The organism is Methylophaga thiooxydans DMS010 (assembly GCF_000156355.1).
In the GTDB taxonomy this organism is placed as follows: domain Bacteria; phylum Pseudomonadota; class Gammaproteobacteria; order Nitrosococcales; family Methylophagaceae; genus Methylophaga; species Methylophaga thiooxydans.
In genome coordinates, this window is record NZ_GG657889.1 from 25,351 (window position 1) to 43,055 (window position 17,705).

Sequence of the window (17,705 nt, forward strand, 5' to 3'; positions counted from 1 at the left end):
GTGAATAAACGTTGCTAGTTTTCTTTTAACTTTTGGGAGTTGAACAATATGTTCAAGAAAAATCTTGCTCTGCTGGGTGCCGCAATGACAATGGCATTTTCTCCAGTAACATTTGCTGATGTTGATGCTGATTTGCCTGACTACGAAAAAGTCAGTGGTATCTCAGGTAGCTTGTCTAGTGTCGGTTCTGACACGTTGGCAAACTTGATGACACTGTGGGCAGAAGAATTTAACCGTGAATACCCTAACGTCAGCATTCAAATTCAAGCGGCGGGTTCTTCTACTGCACCACCTGCATTGACTGAAGGTACATCAAACTTTGGTCCAATGAGCCGTCAAATGAAAGACAAAGAAATCGCGGCTTTCGAAGAAAAATATGGCTACAAAGCAACACCTATTCGCGTTGCAATCGATGCGCTGGCTGTTTACACGCACAAAGATAACCCAATCGAAGGAATGTCTATCCCACAAGTTGATGCTGTGTTCTCTGCAACACGCAGCTGTGGTTATTCTGAAGACATCACAAACTGGAGCCAGTTAGGTTTAGATTTAGGTAACATCCAGCTTTACGGACGTAACTCTGTATCGGGTACCTACGGTTACTTTAAAAAAGTTTCACTGTGTAAAGGTGACTTTAAAAACAGCGTTAACGAACAACCTGGTTCTGCTTCAGTAGTTCAAGGTGTCACTAAATCGCTGAACGGTATTGGTTACTCTGGTATCGGTTACAAAACATCGGGTGTTAAAGCCGTTGCTTTATCTAAAGAAGACGGCGGTGAGTTCATTGCAGCAACGAAAGCAAACGCTGCTAACGGTACTTACCCACTGTCACGTTACTTGTACGTTTACGTGAACAAAGCGCCTAATAAACCTTTAGCGCCGATTGACCGTGAATTTATCAAAATGGTTCTTTCTAAAATAGGTCAACAAGTTGTCGTTAAAGATGGCTACGTCCCTCTGCCTGCATCTGTTGTAGAACAAGAGCTGAACAAACTGAACTAAGCCATATTGACAGTAAGTGAAAGAAACGCCCCGCCGGAATACGTGCGGGGCGTTTTTGCTGTTGTAATATCCCTAAGTTTGCTGTCATAAAGCGGACTTATGAATGTTATAAACTGATTTAATTCAACTAAACTGGTATCGCTACATGCTTGAACAAACTGCTGATAATAGCGTACTGCCAGCTGCCGACTCTCCGGTGGCTAAACGCAGACGCGCCTGGCGTGGAACGAAAGATCGCCTTGCCAAACATGCCGTTGCATTTGGTGGTATTTCGGTCATTCTTGCCATTGTTTTGATCTTTTTCTACCTGCTCTATGTCGTTATGCCTATGTTTCAAGGGGCCGATATTGAGACCAAGGCAGACTACCAGAGCGAGATTAGTGAAAGCCGCTACCTGTCGATAAATGAATATAATGACGTTGCGGTCACCGTCAATGCCGATGGACAGGTTCGCTTTTTTGAGTCAGAAACTGGCGAAACGATGTATGAGCCAGAATTGCCGATTGCTGATAATCAAATCAGCAGTGTTGGTGCCGGCTCAAACACGACTGGCGTATTTGGCTATGGCTTTGAAAACGGCAGTGCGCTGGTTTTTCAAAGTGAATATAAAGTCACCTATCCTGAAGGCACGACCCGCGTCATTGTTCCAAAGATCGAATACCCATTAGGGGACAATATTGTGAAGGTTGATCCTGAAGGTCAGGCTTTAACCTTACTTAACGTGCAAAGTTATGATGATCAAACAACTTTTGCTGCACTGACAGCAGACAATCGTGTCGTTTTAAAGAGTGTGACTAAGGAAGAAGACTTTCTTGATAACACCGTCTTTACCTTAAAAGAAAAATCAGCACAAATTACGCTGGGTAATTCAGACAAAATAAATCATTTGAAACTGGATATTAATCAACGGGAACTGTATCTCGCTGATGATAAGGGTTTTATTCACTACTATGATGTTAAAAACACGGCACAGCCAAGACTCATACAAAAAGTGAAGGCGGTACCGTCCAGTGTTGATATCACAAGCTTAGAGTTCTTGACGGGTGGTATTTCCATTTTGGTTGGGCGTAGTGATGGTCAGATCGACCAATGGTTCCCAGTACGTGACAAAGATAATAACTACACTCTGCATAATGTGCGTAGTTTTGCTGAGCAAACGAACCCGATTATTGCCATCGCCCCTGAGCAAGCACGTAAAGGTTTTCTGGCACTTGATAACCAAGGTGAGTTAGGCATCTATCACACCACAGCTCAAAGAACGCTGATGGTGACAAAAGTGGTTGAAAGCGATCAGGCTGTCATGGCTATATCGCCTCGTGCTAATGGCATGATCGCGATTACACCCGAAGGCAACATCACCTTACTGGATGTTGAAAATGAGCATCCCGATATTTCATGGCACTCATTGTGGGAAAAGGTCTGGTATGAAAACCGAGATAAGCCTGAATATATCTGGCAGTCGTCGTCAGCGAGTAGTGACTTTGAGCCTAAGTTCAGTCTGTCACCATTAACGTTTGGTACGATTAAAGCGGCGTTCTACGCAATGATGGTCGCTGTGCCATTGGCGATTATGGGGGCGATTTTTACTGCCTACTTTATGTCGCCAAAAATGCGTACCTTGGTAAAACCAACCATTGAAATCATGGAAGCATTACCCACCGTTATTCTCGGTTTCCTTGCTGGCTTATGGTTAGCACCACTGGTCGAGGACAACCTGCCCGGTGTGTTTACTATTATCTTTATGCTACCGCTGATGATAATTCTGACCGCCTGGGGCTGGACTAAACTGCCTCGCCAATGGCGCGAACGCATTCCTGATGGTTGGGAAGCGGCAATCTTGATTCCAATCGTATTGTTAGTGGGCTATGTGTCAATGTCAGCTAGCTCGACAATTGAAATATGGTTGTTTGATGGAAATATGCCGATGTTTCTGAATGAAATCGGTATCGACTTTGATCAACGTAACTCTCTGGTTGTGGGTCTGGTGATGGGCTTTGCGGTGATACCGACTATCTTTTCGATTACCGAAGATGCGATTTTTGGTGTCCCCAAACATCTGACAATAGGTTCATTAGCGTTGGGCGCCACACCGTGGCAAACAATGACACGTGTTGTGTTACTGACTGCGAGTCCGGGTATCTTCTCAGCGGTGATGATTGGATTGGGGCGTGCCGTTGGTGAAACGATGATTGTATTAATGGCCACCGGTAATACACCGATCATGGACTTCAATATTTTCGAAGGTTTCCGAGCCTTGTCAGCCAACATTGCGGTAGAAATGCCAGAGGCTGAGGTCAACAGTTCACACTATCGTGTGTTGTTCCTTGCCGCCTTAGTATTGTTTATGGCGACCTTTGTACTTAATACCGTTGCCGAGTTAGTACGACAGCGTTTACGTAATAAATACAGCTCACTGTAGTGGATGAAATAATGACAAAAAGCACTTCTATCAAAACGTGGTTTGACAGTGGCAAGCCCTGGGTTTGGCTTAATGCTGGTGCCGTCAGTATAAGTCTTGTCATGGTGGTGGGGTTGTTACTGCTGATTGCTGTGCGTGGCCTGAGTCATTTCTGGCCTGCGGACATCAAACAAATCAGCTATCAAGAGCCCGGCCAGGAGTCGATCACCTTGATTGGTGAAAAGGTTGATCACGAATCTGTACCGGCTGCACGATTGGCCATATCTGGTGTTGAATTGCCTGAAGGCCAAGACTTTGCACAACGCACCTTATTAAAAGTCGGCAACCGTGACTATTTTGGTCTAGATTTCCGTTGGATTAATGACCCATGGATACAGGATGTTACTTATCCAGAAGGTCTGCTGGCCGTTGAACGACGTGAATGGGGTAATTTCTATGGTTATCTGGTCAACGTCAAACAACAAGGTGAGGTTGTAGCTGACGGTGATAACGCGTGGGATGCATTTCAACAACGTCTGGAACGCAGCAACGACTTGGTGAGCCAGATCAAAAGCATCGAAAAGGGCGAGATCGGCAAAATCAATCATGGTATTGAAGAATTACGACTTCGCGAGCGCCGACTTAAACTCGATAACGTAGCGGAAGGCACCTTGCCTTATCGTGAAATTGAAGAACAAGAGGCGGTCTTCGAACAACGCTATGCCAAGCTGCGTGAGCAACTGGATACGTTGTATGGCGATCTCAATCGTGACCAGATCACGATTAGAATGTCTAACGATAAAGAAGTCGAGATACCATTGGCTAAAGTGGTTCAGGCATACAAACCAAATGGGATGGGCATCACAGAAAAATTTGGTCAATATTTCCACCATGTGTGGGAGTTTGTATCGGGTGACCCACGTGAAGCCAACACGGAAGGTGGTATCTTTCCGGCCATTTTCGGTACGGTGATGATGGTCATCATCATGGCGATTATGGTGACACCATTTGGTGTGGTTGCAGCGGTATACTTGAAAGAGTATGCCAAGCAAGGCCCTGTCATCAGACTGATTCGTATCGCGGTGAACAATCTGGCGGGTGTACCGTCCATCGTTTACGGTGTGTTCGGTCTGGGCTTTTTTGTCTACTTTGTTGGTGGCAGCATAGATGAACTGCTTTTCCAGGCAAAATTGCCTTCTCCAACATTTGGTTCGCCCGGTTTGTTATGGGCATCGTTAACGCTGGCGATTTTGACTGTACCGGTGGTCATTGTGGCAACCGAAGAAGGCTTGTCTCGTATTCCACGTGCTATTCGTGAAGGCAGTCTGGCGCTTGGCGCAACCAAAGCTGAGACATTATGGCGCACTGTATTGCCGATGGCAGCACCCGCCATGATGACTGGACTTATTCTTGCTGTAGCACGGGCGGCAGGTGAAGTAGCCCCCTTAATGATGGTGGGTGTGGTGAAGCTGGCACCAGCGTTGCCGGTTGATAATATTGCCCCATATCTGCATCTGGATCGTCAATTTATGCATCTGGGTTTTCATATTTACGATGTGGGTTTCCAGAGCCCGAATGTTGAAGCAGCAAGACCATTGGTTTATGCCACTGCCTTCTTGCTGGTATTGATTATTATTGTGTTAAACATGGCGGCGATTGGTATTCGTAATCGTTTGCGTGAAACCTATAAAGCTACTGAGAGTTAACAATGGAAGCAGCTAAAGAACAAAGAAATGTGGCCCGTGGAATTGATATTGAATCAATGCAACGCGGCCCTCGTGTCAATCTTGCAGACGAGACAACCTGTCTGGAAGTGAAAGACTTTAATCTGTATTACGGCAGCAAGCAGGCTTTGCACGGGATCAATATGAAGATCCCGCAAAATCGTGTTACCGCCTTTATCGGTCCGAGTGGTTGCGGTAAATCAACACTGTTGCGTTGTTTTAATCGTATGAACGACCTGATCGATACGGTAAAAATGGATGGTGACTTACTACTTGATGGTAACGAAATTAATGCGCCATCAGTGAATGTTGCTGATTTACGCCGTCAGGTTGGTATGGTGTTCCAAAAGCCGAACCCTTTCCCCAAATCCATTTATGAAAACGTGGCCTATGGTTTGCGCCTGCAGGGTGTCAATGACCGTGCAACGCTGGATAATGTGGTTGAAAAATCGCTGAAAGGTGCTGCGTTATGGGACGAAGTCAAAGATCGATTACATGAATCAGCGATGGGCATGTCCGGTGGTCAGCAACAACGTTTGGTTATTGCACGTGCGATTGCGATTGAACCGGAAGTCTTACTACTGGATGAACCGGCTTCTGCCCTGGATCCGCTCTCAACGTTGAAAATCGAAGAGTTAATCTACGAGCTGAAAGAAAAGTACACCATCGTAATCGTTACCCACAACATGCAACAGGCGGCACGTGTATCGGACTACACAGCCTTTATGTACATGGGTGAACTGATCGAATTTGGTGCCACGGATGAGCTATTTACCAATCCGGCTAAGAAACAAACTGAAGACTACATTACCGGTCGTTACGGTTAAGCCGAAGATCGAGGAGATTGAAAGATGGTAACGAATAATTCTCAGCATATTTCTCAGCAATTTGAGAAAGAATTGCAGGATATCCGCTCACGTGTACTCGCATTGGGTGGATTGGTTGAGCAGCAGGTCGCCAATGCCATGGACGCACTACTAACTGGCGATTCTGAGCTGGCACGTGAGGTGATTTCATTTGATGATGAAGTGAATGATCTGGAGTTAAGCATTGATGAAGAATGCATTCAGATTATTGCATTGCGTCAACCTACCGCGAGTGATTTACGACTGGTGTCAGGTATTTTGAAGACCATCACCGATCTAGAGCGCATTGGTGATGAATCGGTAGGTATTGCCAAAATGGCCATTAACCTGTCAGAGAAAGACCGGCCGAAACGTAATTACCGTGAATTGCAAAGCTTGGGTAACCACGTTCGTGGCATGTTACGCGATGCCTTAGATGCTTTCGCACGTTTTGATGTAGAAATGGCGCTGCAAGTCGCGAAAGAAGACAGAGATGTTGATGCAGAATACGAAGCGCTTTTACGTCAATTAATGACTTACATGATGGAAGATAATCGCGCCGTTTCTCGCGTGATTGACATGATGTGGTCAGCGCGATCTTTAGAGCGCATTGGTGACCATGCGCACAATGTCTGTGAACATATTATCTACTTGGTAGAAGGTAAAGACGTTCGCCATCTCAGCATTGAAAAAGCTGAGAAAGTCATCAGAGGTGAACCGCTGGACTGATATTTGTTGTTTCGTTTCTCTCTTGTTTGCTTAGCCCACGCCATTTAGCGTGGGCTTTTTTTTGCCCAAAATAAGATTAATCATTGTTCACCGATGTGTTGCTGGGGCAGAATGATTGAAACGGATGATGACAGGCGCTATGCAAGATCAAAATAATCACGATATTCTGGCTGCGATTGACCTAGGCTCGAACAGCTTTCATATGATCATCGCACGGCTACGTGACGGGCACTTTCAGGTTGTCGACAGACTTCGTGAAATGGTGCAACTCCGGGCTGGGCTGGATAAAGAGAATTACTTATCATTGGAAGCACAGGAACGAGCGTTGGCTTGTCTGGAACGGTTTGGCGAACGAATTCGAGACCTGCCCTATGGCGATGTCCGGGTGGTTGGCACAAATACCTTACGTATCGCGCATAATTCGCGCCGTTTTCTCCGTCAGGCCAGACAGGCTTTAGGTCATCCGATTGAGATTGTGACCGGTGAAGAGGAAGCGAGGCTAATTTACCTTGGTGTTGCTCAGGCACTAGCGTTTGATTCTACTCGGCGTTTGGTGATGGATATTGGCGGTGGTAGTACTGAGTTTATCATTGGTGAAGCGAATAAAGGTTTGATGCGTGAAAGCCTGGAAATGGGCTGTGTCAGCTTCTCGCAACGTTATTTTGAGAACGAAAAAACGTCATCCAGCAACATGCAGCGCGCCATGTTGGCAGCGGCACGTCGCATTCGAACTATTCAGCGGCCGTATAAAAAGTTTGGTTGGGAAGAGGCCGTCGGTGCTTCTGGCACCATCCGTTGTGTTGCCAATATTTGTAAGGAGCAGGGTTGGGCTGATGATGGTGTGATTACCGCTGAAGCCTTACAAAAAATGGTTCAGCACTTGATTGATGCCGGTAGTGTTGAAGACGCTAAGCTGCAAGGGCTGAGTGATGAGCGTGTTAATGTGATTGCTGGTGGCGTGTGTATTTTAGCTGCTGCCTTTGATCGCCTTGGTATTGACCGGATGATTGTCTCAGACGGTGCCTTACGGGAAGGTTTGTTATACGACTTGCAGGGCAGGATCCAACACGATGATGAGCGTGATCGTACCGTCGAAGCACTGGCACGACGTTACGATGTGGATGACGTTCATGCCGAGCGAGTTAGTGTGATGGCAACCCAGTTCTTTGAACAAGTTTCGGCGCAGTGGGATATTGATAGCGATGAATTGATGCATCGTTTGCAATGGGCCTGCAAACTACACGAAGTCGGTCTGGCGATTTCACATCATCAATTTCACAAACATTCGTCTTATTTGGTGGGGCATTCAGACTTGCCGGGCTTTTCACGTGAAGAACAGCATGCCTTGTCTGTGATGGTGCGCGGACAACGTCGCTCGTTCCCAAGTAAACACATCAAAAAACTGCCTGATGAATTACAACTGTCAACGCAGCGTTTAACTGTGATCTTGCGTCTGGCGATGGTATTTAACCGCGGTCGTTCAGAGCAGGCTGATACCTACATTAAACTTCGGCTTGATGGAAAAAAAGTGGTATTAACGCTGCCAGAAGGCTGGTTAGCTGAACATCCATTGACGGAAGCGGATTTGGCTCATGAGAAAGAGCACTTAAAGAAAATAGACTTACGTTTGAGCGTTGAGTCATAAATAGAACGGATTGATTTTAAAGCAGTCTCATATGGCAACTGGAGGCGCATTATGATCTATCGCTATACCGTATTATTCGCACTGCTGTTGGCACACCCTGTGATGGCACAGACCACTGCGATGGAACTGAAACATGCTAATGGTGATGTTCTCAGTATTCAAAGGCTACAAAATGGTGAGGTGTGGGGGTCGCTGTTTTTGAGTGATCAGATGACCGCCAGTTTTGCCAGCAATGAACTGATCGTGTTGCAAGTTGATGAGCATAAACCGATTAAGCTTGAGCAAGGTTACCGATCATGTGGTGCACCTGCGCCTAAGCCGCAACAGGTGGTGTATCAGTTTGAACAGTCAGAGCCAGCCAATTGGTCGCTTACTGAGGGGGTTCAGTCAAAACCGGATGTATTGAAATTACTGGGTTGGGATAACGATCAATTCATCAAATTAGAAGCAGATCGGCGTCTTGAAGTGGTTGATTTTCCGTTAGACTCTGGCACGTTTATCACGCAGCAATTGACCCGCCCTACGCAGATAACGTTTCGCTATGTGACGACGCTCGGTGAGCAGCGCCAGACGGTATTTCATCTGGCACCGCATCAACATGTGCTCGAGCAGTTAATCCCTCATTAATTACCAGTTCAGGTTGAGCCCCAGGTAAAAGCTGCGACCCAGTCCCGGCAAGCGATCGCCAACAGCAATATCGTCATTACCACTGACTCGGTTATAGCCACCAAGGTGGTTGCTATATTTACGGTCCAACAGATTATTCACACCGGCCTGAACAGACACAGCTTTGCTGACTGAATATTGGCCTGACAGATTGAAAAAGGCATAACCGCCTGTTTTTGCTTCTTCGTTCTCTGTCGAAATCTTGTTTTGTGCCGCTACCGTGACCGCCTCAACAGCAACACGCCAGTCAGGTTGAATATAGCTGAGCTGCGTGCGCGCGGTGAGTGGGGCAATACGATAGAGGTTATCGTTGGTATCACGACGTTTACCGCGAACATAGCTGACGGTGCCATCCAGTTGCCAGTGATCTGTCAAAGCCCATAACCAGTTTGTATCTATGCCGTACAGCTTGGCATCTACATTGTCATATTGCAGCGGCGTTCCTGCCATAGGGCTCATGTTATTACTGACCATGATGGCTGCAGCATTATCAGTAGCGACACCCTGAATATAGTCATTGACATGGTGGTAAAACAGGCGAGGTGAAATGGCAAAGTCGGGTTGATGCCAGTCGAGACCGATTTCAAATTGATAGGATGTTTCTGGGTCTAAGTTCAGGTTACCGATATAGTTTTTGCCATCCGCCAAACCAGAAGTAGCTTGCAAAGGCAGCCACAGATAACGTTCTTGATAGCTAGGTGCCCGTTCTTTACGAGCAAAGCCTAGTTCCAAATCCAAAGAAGAACTTAAGGTGCGGGTGAATTTGAAGACGATATCCGCGAGGGTATCTTCCTGACTTTGATCGGCATTGTTGAAGTCATCACGCAATGTGGCAACAGGCATCATCATACCGGCCATACTGCTGTCCACATCATCGGCATCGGTTTTAACATGCGTCAGCCGCAGGCCTGATTGCATTTGCCATTTATCAGCAATAGCCCCGTCCCACTCAGCAAAGGCGCTCAGACGATCGCGTTCCACTTCATTGAAGTTATTGACAAAGAACATCGCATTACTGGGATCAGAAATTAATGAGTTATGCTCGGCGCTATCGGCATCCAAGCCAAATCCCCAGTTACCTTGGCTATAACCTAGCTGGAATCCCTTCGCCAATACATCAGCATCATTGTAACGGAGCATCATGCCGGGCTGACGCAAACTGAAGTTATCCATTTGGTGATCGACATCTTGATAATGAACTTTTGCTGTTAGTTTGCCGCCATTATCAAGCTGTTGTGTGATGCCCGCTTTCAGGGTTTCACCACGAATCCAGATAATATCCATTGGCAGGGCCGGGGTGCCTGTTTCGCCAGTATCAAGATGGTTAAGATCAAATTCCAGTTCGGTATCATTGTGCCTAAAACCATAGGCAATGCCCAAAGTGTCACGATCAGATTCGGTTGGCAGGATATCGCCGCCATCGAACTCTTGATCATGACTACGATCGACGCTGCCGGAGAGTTGTAAACGGTGATGTTGGTTGGCCATACTGGTGTTGGCGCCAACAGAGCGCGTATCACCATTTGTTGAATAGAGGCTGTTCAGGTTGCCGTGGACTTCAATTTCATCGCTACTGCCAAATTCTGCTTGTCTGGACTCTGCTTTGACCGTTCCACCAATGGTTTCGATACCCGAACTGACGGGGGCGATACCACGGTAAATGGCGATATTATCGAGTTGGGAGCTAGGGACATAACTAAGCGGGCTATCCATGCGGTTGGGACCCGCGGTGCTCAGGGCTAAACCATCGACCACAACATTGACGCGGTCAGCATACATGCCGCGATATTGCACAAGGCTTGTCAGCGGACCATTTTGATTGATGTTGGCGCCCGGCAGTTTTTTCAACATGTCACCGCTATCTGGGCTACTGATAATGGATTCGGGTAGCGCATAGGGTGTGGTTTCACCAGCGATACCGGTAATGGACATGGCGGGTAAGGCGACATGTTCGGCATAGGCCGTTGAGGTCATTGCCAAGCTGACTAATAGGCTAAGTGTTAGTTGTTGTGGTTTCACAAGCATTCCTCCAGTTTTCAGCTAAATAGAATATGTGTCATAAGCATTAAAAAAGTGAGTGATTTGCTATTGAGGTGTGTGAAATCCCACACCTTGTATTTAACAGTGCGTGTTAATCTGCGTGTACTTATCGCCAACCGGACTCTACGATGGATGCCATAATCAGCTCTTATATCACTGCGTTTTTGCTGGGTTTATTCAGCACCGTGCATTGCATCGCCATGTGTGGCTCGGTGATTGGCGCATTGACATTAAGCTTGCCGGTTGAGGTGCGCGAAAGTCAGCGCCGCATGCTGCCTTTTGTGTTTAATTACAATGTTGGTCGCATACTCAGCTATGGCGTCGCAGGTTTGATTGTGGGTTTATTAAGTACGCCATTGACACAATTAAATGCACATTGGGTGCTTCGCATCGTATCGGTGATGGTGATGATTGGCATGGGGCTGTATTTGGCTGGATGGTTTCCTAAATTCGCCCGCGCTGAACGCTTGGGTGCGCCGGTTTGGCGCTTATTACAGCCAATAGGACAGAAGTTATTACCGGTCAAATCGTATTCTCAGGCTTTTTTTCTAGGCATGGTGTGGGGCTGGCTACCATGTGGCCTGGTTTATGCGGCATTGGCTGTTGCAGCGACAGCTGGTGATCCGGTCAAAGGCGGGTTAGTGATGCTGGCATTTGGTGCTGGCACCTTGCCGGCGGTGATGGGGGCAGGACTCTTTACCGGGATGCTCGCAGCATTAGCACGATCAAAGCAATTAAGGCAGATTGCGGGGGTATTGATTATTGTGATGGCAATAGCCACCCTGTTTTGGCCACTGGAAGCTGCGCACGAACATCATCAGGTGGCTCAGGACAGTAACGTTTTAGTGATGCAAGGAGCGTGAGATGAAACAGATCTTAGGGCTATCGCCTGATATTAATCACATACTCAGAACGTTACCAATGATTGCCTTGAGTGATGCCAGCGTGTTGATTAGTGGTGAAACGGGAACCGGCAAGGAACTGATAGCTCAGACGTTGCACGAGCAAAGCCGTCGTCGTGATCTGGAGATGGTGACGATCAACTGTGCGGCTTTACCGACAGAAGACGTGGAACTGGATTTGTTTGGTAAATGTGACCCTGATGGCACCGTTACATTTCGTGGACGCTTGCTTGCTGCTGAGGGCTCTACGGTGTTTCTGGATGAAGTGGATGCCTTGCCATTATCGGTTCAGGCTAAAGTATTACGCTTTTTGGAAGCCGGGGAATGTCAGCTTCAAGGAAGTCATCGGTTACAAGTGGCAGACGTTCGTATTCTTGCCGCCACCAGTGCTGACTTACCTGCATTGGTAAAAGTCGGTCAGTTTCGGGCAGATTTATATTACCGTTTGCAGGTTGTGCCAATTGATTTACCACCCTTGAGGGAGCGTAGCGAAGATATTCCTGTGCTGCTCAAGTATTACTTGCGTGAATATGCCGGAAACAATGCGCTGGTGAGATTTACAAAAGAAGCTGAACACTGCTTACTGACTTATTCATGGCCGGGCAATGTGCGTGAGTTACAAAACTTTTGTCAACGCATGACGCTGCTACATGTTGGCCAGTTACTGCCGCCGGAATCATTACCGGAAACGATTCGTCCTGAGAATGGAAGCAGTCAGCATCAATTTACATTACCTGCCGGTGGTGTTGATTTAGCCCGGGTGGAGCTGGATTTAATCGAACAAGCTCTGGATATGGCCGCGGGAAATCGCTCTAAAGCAGCTCGTTTGCTCGGTATCAGTCGCGATACGTTGCTTTACAGAATGCAGAAATACGATTTATCTCCCTGAATTAAAGTTGTTTGGCTCGGCCAGCAATGCCAAAATCAGTACAGCGATAAACGATATCAATGAGGATTTTCCGTGAGACAGTATCTGGATTTATGCCAACGCATTATTGAGCATGGCGAGTGGGTTGAAAATACACGTACCGGCAAACGTTGTTTAACCGTTATTAATGCAGATCTGGAGTATGATGTCGCGGCGAATCAGTTTCCTTTAATCACTACCCGTAAAAGTTACTGGAAAGCCGCCATTGCTGAAATGCTTGGCTATCTGCGTGGGTATGACAATGCCGCTGATTTTCGTGCGATTGGTTGTAAAACCTGGGATGCGAATGCCAACGCTAATCAGGATTGGCTCAACAATCCTCACCGAAAAGGTGAAGATGATATGGGCCGCGTGTATGGCGTACAGGGCCGACGCTGGCAAAAGCCAGACGGTACGCCGCTGGATCAGTTACAAAAAATTGCGGATCACTTGGCACAAGGTATTGATGACCGCGGTGAAATTCTAACTTTCTATAACCCGGGTGAATTCGACATGGGCTGCCTGCGCCCGTGTATGCATACCCATACATTTTCAGTGCTAGGCGATACCTTATATCTGACCTCTTATCAGCGTTCCTGTGATGTACCGCTGGGGCTGAATTTCCTTTATTCTATATAAAACACTACAGACAACGATTATTTTCTATATTTTATTGAAATGTATGGCTTTATGGCCTGGTGTTGGTTATTTTTTTTGAGAATAGCGCTACACACGTTATAGTTGTGTCTGGCTGTGAGTTTTATCATGGAGAATTACAGGAATGTTTATCCTTATTAAGCCGAGTTTTTACAATCAAAAATCAGCGCGCCTGTTATTCTGGAATCTTATGAAGATTGCTCGGCTAATTAATAGAATTTGATAGAACAGTGTGTCTAACCCCTGGGCAAACAGCCGAAATGCTAGGGACTGAAATGAAGATTTTATACAAGTAATAGGTAAACCATGACGAATACACATCCTGAGTACCAATATCTAAACCTACTTGAAAAAATAGTAAGCAACGGAAGCGAGCGAATAGATCGCACTGGAGTTGGCACAAAGGCGTTGTTTGGCGAAACACTTCGTTTCGATTTATCAGAAGGCTTCCCCGCATTCACGACTAAACGTGTCTACTGGAAAACTGCATTCAAAGAGATGCTGTGGATGCTTAAAGGTAAATCAAAATGGGGTACGGGTAACCCAAACATAAGAGACTTACTTGAGCAAAATGTCCATATCTGGAGCGAATGGCCACATAAAAAATATGTTGATGAAACAGGCGATGACATCACTCTCAAATCATTTGAGGAACGTGTTTTGACTGATGACGAGTTCGCCTCCCAGTGGGGAGACCTTGGGCCTGTATATGGTAAACAATGGAGAGCATGGAAAACCGAAGATGGTAGAGAGATTGACCAAGTTTCAGAGGTATTAGAGCAGATCAAGAACAACCCAACCTCAAGAAGAATTATTTTTGAAGGCTGGAATGTTGGCGAGCTTGATCAAATGGCCCTACCACCATGCCACAAGCACTATCAATTCTTTGTTGATCCAGTTAAAGGAACAGTAAGTGGCTCACTAGTACAACGCAGTGCTGATACCTTTTTGGGTGTGGCGTTCAATGTTTGTAATCTGGCCTTAATCACAACGTTAATTGCAGAGCATACAGGGTATATGCCTGGTGAAATTGTTTGGTATGGCCTAGATGTTCATGTTTACTTAAATCATTTAGATCAAGTTAGAGAACAGCTTTCTCGTGAACCAAAGGCATTTCCCAAACTTGTCATTAAATCGAAGAAAAAGTCACTTTTTGATTACACGATTGATGATCTGGGGCTCGAAGGCTATGACCCACACCCAGCCATTAAGGCTCCTGTAGCAATTTAAGGGTGTTAGGTAAGTGACTCCATCAAAAAATCCAGACATTAAAACGCCGAATGATTTGAAGGAAGTCATTCAACAGATGGCTGACGATGCCATGTTAGTTGCTACTGGAGGCCTAATTTCTAGAGGGCTGTTAGAGAGGAGACTTAAATTTGTTCATGGCTCGCTTCAAGGTTTAACCAATAAACCTGCCTATTTTGATTGGAAAACTGCTGTTGATGATATTGAAAAAGACTTAATCAAACATGAAGGTTCAATCAAACACATTCAGTATAAATATGGGACTCCAAGAAAGCTGAAGGAAAAGCTTGGGTTCTGGAAAAAAAGGGACAATTGGGGAGACATTCCAGCGAAAGATGCTGGTGATCACAGTGGTGACTTAGGTCATTTGAATATCCGAGCCATCACAAAAGAGCTAGGTTTTTCGGTTAACTTTCATATCAGCAATGACTGGAAATGGGCAACTCAAATGCTCATAAGGTTCAATCATGAAATGTATGAGTTAGGTGCTTTGGGTACGACATGGGAAAGAAGGGTGCCGGAACTCAGAAGTGTTTTAGACGAACTAGACGGAAAAAAGCAGCTTCCACTAAACCAAAATGGAAAATTAAATCGGTTTAGCTTCATGCTGGAGCATGATTACATTACCGAAAAAATTAGTGTGGACGTATTGTGTAGAAGAGCGCCAAAGCTAAAAGAACTCTTTGACGAGTTCGATAAAAAGCTCAAAAAACGTGGCGTCACTGCATATGCGGGGGACCAATATCAGGAGAAGCTGGCGAGGCTTCTAAATGAGCGCAAATATGAGCTTAACAAAGATCATATAAGCATAAATAAAACCAAGCTCAGCCTGGCGCTTTGCACTAATGACAACATCATCATGCATACGCCTAGCCTCACTAATCTTGTTAACGTTGAAGAGAAAAGGATTGCCTCATCACTCAGAAACGGTCAAACAAAGAAGTCATTCAACATATATGGTGTAGCGACCATAAACCTAGGGGCAATTCCGTATTCAATGCAAATGCAAAGGGTTTATGACTTTCGAGGGATAGTTCAAATATGCGGGTTAGAACTAACGGAAAAGATAGCGACGGCATTTGTCACGATTATTGAAGCCAGAAAAATCAAAAACCCTAAAGCCTGGTTTACTTCCATTAAAGCATTCATGACCTTCATGCATGATTTTTCCGACAAATATGATGAGATAAAACAAGTCTTCAATGCTCTTAAATGCGGGGAAAATATAAACAAAGCTCATTTTGAGTTTACATGCCTGAACTTCAAGCTGGTAATGCTCGAAAAAGTGAGAAAAAATGTCGTAGCCACAAATGTCATTACCGCATTCGGTGAAGCAAAAATATTCCCAAGTTATAAATTTAAAACAACAGTAAAAGAGAGAAAACGGCTAACTGATAGAGCAAGAAGAAAATCTATCGCTGAGGCAAGTAACATTCATGAACATGTGATTACCGAGTCAATCAAAGAAGGCGCATTAAAAAGAAACATCGTCATTGACCGTGACAAAGACACGAAGGGCTTCGTTAAGAGTATTCTCAATGAAAGTGCTAACGATGACACTCTACCCAGCGACGCTGTTGGCGCTATAAAAGAGATAACCAAAAAAAGGCTATTGGAAATTAGACGTGTCGCATCCAATGATTTTACAAACTGGAAAATAAATTACGAAAAAGGTCAAGCTATATTGAGCTCTCTTCAAGAGCCGGAAATCAACGACACACTTGAAAAATTTGAGGCATATCAAGCTGGTAATTATAGCCGCTTTCCAAATGACTACATGCCTGTAGAGAATTATGAAGTTACTCTTAAAAATCTGTTAATCATTATTCATCATAACTATAAAGATGACTGCCCCACTTCAGCCCAAGGTAGTCAATTTTGGAATAAACAATATCAAAAAGTTGGTGGTATAGATGTAGTCAATGGCTCGCTGAATGTGACAAAAAAGGCTGCAGCAGCTGCAGCTACACTTTACTTATGTGAGTCAGGCGCTAACGTGGCAGTAGCTCTTACATTGACTCCAGATCGACTTTCTAAATCTCAAATTGCTAACCACACAAGAGTCACGGGTATAAAAGCTAGAGCTGGCGGTAAAAGCATTTTTGATGACCTGCCAAATAAAGTCGATATAGTTGGATTGACTGGCGCTATACCAGCGCTGAGGTACTTGTCAGACATAAACATCTCATACCATCAAAGCAAGGAAACCTTTGAAATTGGTTTATTCGGATATTTCAGCTTAGGTAATCGATATAACGAGTTAACCGAATTTGCGTTTAGGGATGCCTTTAAACGAATGTTAAAGCAGTCCGATTACATGGGGCATTTGAACGTGACGCCATCAATGCTCCGCCCAACAGTGTTGCTATTGGCTCAAATTGAAGATCCAACAAATGCTGGCTTAGTGATGATACAAGCAAATCATGAGTCTGAGACTACAACAATGGGTTATACAAACAAACTACCCTATCGCGTAGTGATGGAAGAACACATGATGAAATATCAAAAAAACTTGGAAGCCATTTTTTCATCAACCTCAAATGACAGGGATGAATCAAAATTGGCAGCCGCACAAAAAACGGGGCTGGGTGTTTTTTGTAAAGATCGTTTGATTGCAGATGATGATGGAAAAGAGATCCAGTGTAACGAAGTGCAAGATTGCGTAAGGTGCAAACAAGACAGAATGTTAGTCGTTGCCGACAAGGAGTCAATCAGCGACATGATTTTATGGAAACAGTCGCTTGACCATCATGAGAACGATTTTGTTCTAAAAAACCCAGAACGATGGGAAAAAATATGGGTTCCCTGGCAGGCTTTCTTTTCCGTCGTTTTAGAGGACAAGATGGTAAGAGGAAAGCTGAGTTTTATCAAAAATGAAGCACTTAAGCTAGCACAGCAAAGACAGTTGTCAGATAACTATGTTTTGCCGGAGCCGTGGTAAC

Annotated in this window: 13 protein-coding genes; 12 read left to right on the forward strand and 1 reads right to left on the reverse strand. The window is 45.3% G+C overall.

All coding sequences use genetic code 11. From position 1 onward, the window contains the following. The first annotated feature begins 48 nt into the window (after window positions 1–48). The 7 genes from MDMS009_RS03170 (at window position 49) to MDMS009_RS03200 (ending at window position 8,970) form a co-directional block, all read left to right on the forward strand. Window positions 49–1,002 (forward strand): PstS family phosphate ABC transporter substrate-binding protein, encoded by a 954-nt coding sequence (locus MDMS009_RS03170; RefSeq protein WP_008290412.1) that lies wholly within the window; start codon window positions 49–51, stop codon window positions 1,000–1,002. Between the two features lie 145 nt (window positions 1,003–1,147). Further along, the gene (locus MDMS009_RS03175) at window positions 1,148–3,421 is read left to right on the forward strand and encodes an ABC transporter permease subunit (RefSeq protein WP_008290451.1); all 2,274 of its coding nucleotides are present in this window, start codon (window positions 1,148–1,150) and stop codon (window positions 3,419–3,421) included. An 11-nt stretch (window positions 3,422–3,432) separates the two neighbouring features. Next, window positions 3,433–5,106 carry a phosphate ABC transporter permease PstA gene (pstA, locus tag MDMS009_RS03180; RefSeq protein WP_154646959.1) on the forward strand — a complete coding sequence of 558 codons (1,674 nt, stop codon included), beginning with the start codon at window positions 3,433–3,435 and terminating at the stop codon, window positions 5,104–5,106. Window positions 5,107–5,108: 2 nt separating this feature from the next. Continuing rightward, entirely contained in the window at window positions 5,109–5,951 is an 843-nt protein-coding gene (gene pstB / locus MDMS009_RS03185; protein WP_008290439.1) for a phosphate ABC transporter ATP-binding protein PstB, read from the forward strand. Between the two features lie 24 nt (window positions 5,952–5,975). Then, on the forward strand, window positions 5,976–6,698 hold the full coding sequence (gene phoU / locus MDMS009_RS03190; RefSeq protein ID WP_008290365.1) for a phosphate signaling complex protein PhoU: 723 nt from the start codon (window positions 5,976–5,978) through the stop codon (window positions 6,696–6,698). 139 nt (window positions 6,699–6,837) lie between these two features. Continuing rightward, a complete protein-coding gene (gene ppx, locus MDMS009_RS03195; RefSeq protein ID WP_008290387.1) occupies window positions 6,838–8,343 on the forward strand; it encodes an exopolyphosphatase in 1,506 nt (501 codons plus the stop codon). A 51-nt stretch (window positions 8,344–8,394) separates the two neighbouring features. Next, the gene (locus MDMS009_RS03200) at window positions 8,395–8,970 is read left to right on the forward strand and encodes a hypothetical protein (RefSeq protein WP_043887874.1); all 576 of its coding nucleotides are present in this window, start codon (window positions 8,395–8,397) and stop codon (window positions 8,968–8,970) included. Here MDMS009_RS03200 and MDMS009_RS03205 read toward each other — a convergent pair whose 3' ends face one another. Further along, entirely contained in the window at window positions 8,971–11,028 is a 2,058-nt protein-coding gene (locus tag MDMS009_RS03205; RefSeq protein ID WP_161596146.1) for a TonB-dependent receptor, read from the reverse strand. Window positions 11,029–11,177: 149 nt separating this feature from the next. On the opposite strand from MDMS009_RS03205, the gene MDMS009_RS03210 reads away from it, so the two are divergent. The 5 genes from MDMS009_RS03210 to MDMS009_RS03230 all read left to right on the forward strand — a co-directional run bounded on the left by MDMS009_RS03210 (window position 11,178) and on the right by MDMS009_RS03230 (window position 17,704). After that, the gene (locus MDMS009_RS03210) at window positions 11,178–11,912 is read left to right on the forward strand and encodes a sulfite exporter TauE/SafE family protein (protein WP_008290408.1); all 735 of its coding nucleotides are present in this window, start codon (window positions 11,178–11,180) and stop codon (window positions 11,910–11,912) included. 1 nt (window position 11,913) lies between these two features. Then, window positions 11,914–12,840 carry a sigma 54-interacting transcriptional regulator gene (locus MDMS009_RS03215; RefSeq protein ID WP_008290489.1) on the forward strand — a complete coding sequence of 309 codons (927 nt, stop codon included), beginning with the start codon at window positions 11,914–11,916 and terminating at the stop codon, window positions 12,838–12,840. A 72-nt stretch (window positions 12,841–12,912) separates the two neighbouring features. After that, window positions 12,913–13,497, forward strand: coding sequence for a thymidylate synthase (locus MDMS009_RS03220; protein ID WP_008290364.1), 585 nt, complete (start codon window positions 12,913–12,915; stop codon window positions 13,495–13,497). A gap of 324 nt (window positions 13,498–13,821) precedes the next feature. Next, entirely contained in the window at window positions 13,822–14,745 is a 924-nt protein-coding gene (thyA, locus tag MDMS009_RS03225; protein ID WP_036310953.1) for a thymidylate synthase, read from the forward strand. A gap of 13 nt (window positions 14,746–14,758) precedes the next feature. Then, window positions 14,759–17,704, forward strand: a complete 2,946-nt coding sequence (locus tag MDMS009_RS03230) for a hypothetical protein (RefSeq protein WP_008290438.1) — start codon at window positions 14,759–14,761, stop codon at window positions 17,702–17,704. Window position 17,705: the final 1 nt, after the last annotated feature.

Coding starts and splice junctions, on each gene's coding strand:
- MDMS009_RS03215 (WP_008290489.1), top strand. CDS start 11,914: ATGAAACAGATCTTAGGGCTATCGCCTGATATTAATCACATACTCAGA.
- pstB (WP_008290439.1), top strand. CDS start 5,109: ATGGAAGCAGCTAAAGAACAAAGAAATGTGGCCCGTGGAATTGATATT.
- MDMS009_RS03210 (WP_008290408.1), top strand. CDS start 11,178: ATGGATGCCATAATCAGCTCTTATATCACTGCGTTTTTGCTGGGTTTA.
- MDMS009_RS03200 (WP_043887874.1), top strand. CDS start 8,395: ATGATCTATCGCTATACCGTATTATTCGCACTGCTGTTGGCACACCCT.
- ppx (WP_008290387.1), top strand. CDS start 6,838: ATGCAAGATCAAAATAATCACGATATTCTGGCTGCGATTGACCTAGGC.
- MDMS009_RS03175 (WP_008290451.1), top strand. CDS start 1,148: ATGCTTGAACAAACTGCTGATAATAGCGTACTGCCAGCTGCCGACTCT.
- thyA (WP_036310953.1), top strand. CDS start 13,822: ATGACGAATACACATCCTGAGTACCAATATCTAAACCTACTTGAAAAA.
- phoU (WP_008290365.1), top strand. CDS start 5,976: ATGGTAACGAATAATTCTCAGCATATTTCTCAGCAATTTGAGAAAGAA.
- pstA (WP_154646959.1), top strand. CDS start 3,433: ATGACAAAAAGCACTTCTATCAAAACGTGGTTTGACAGTGGCAAGCCC.
- MDMS009_RS03170 (WP_008290412.1), top strand. CDS start 49: ATGTTCAAGAAAAATCTTGCTCTGCTGGGTGCCGCAATGACAATGGCA.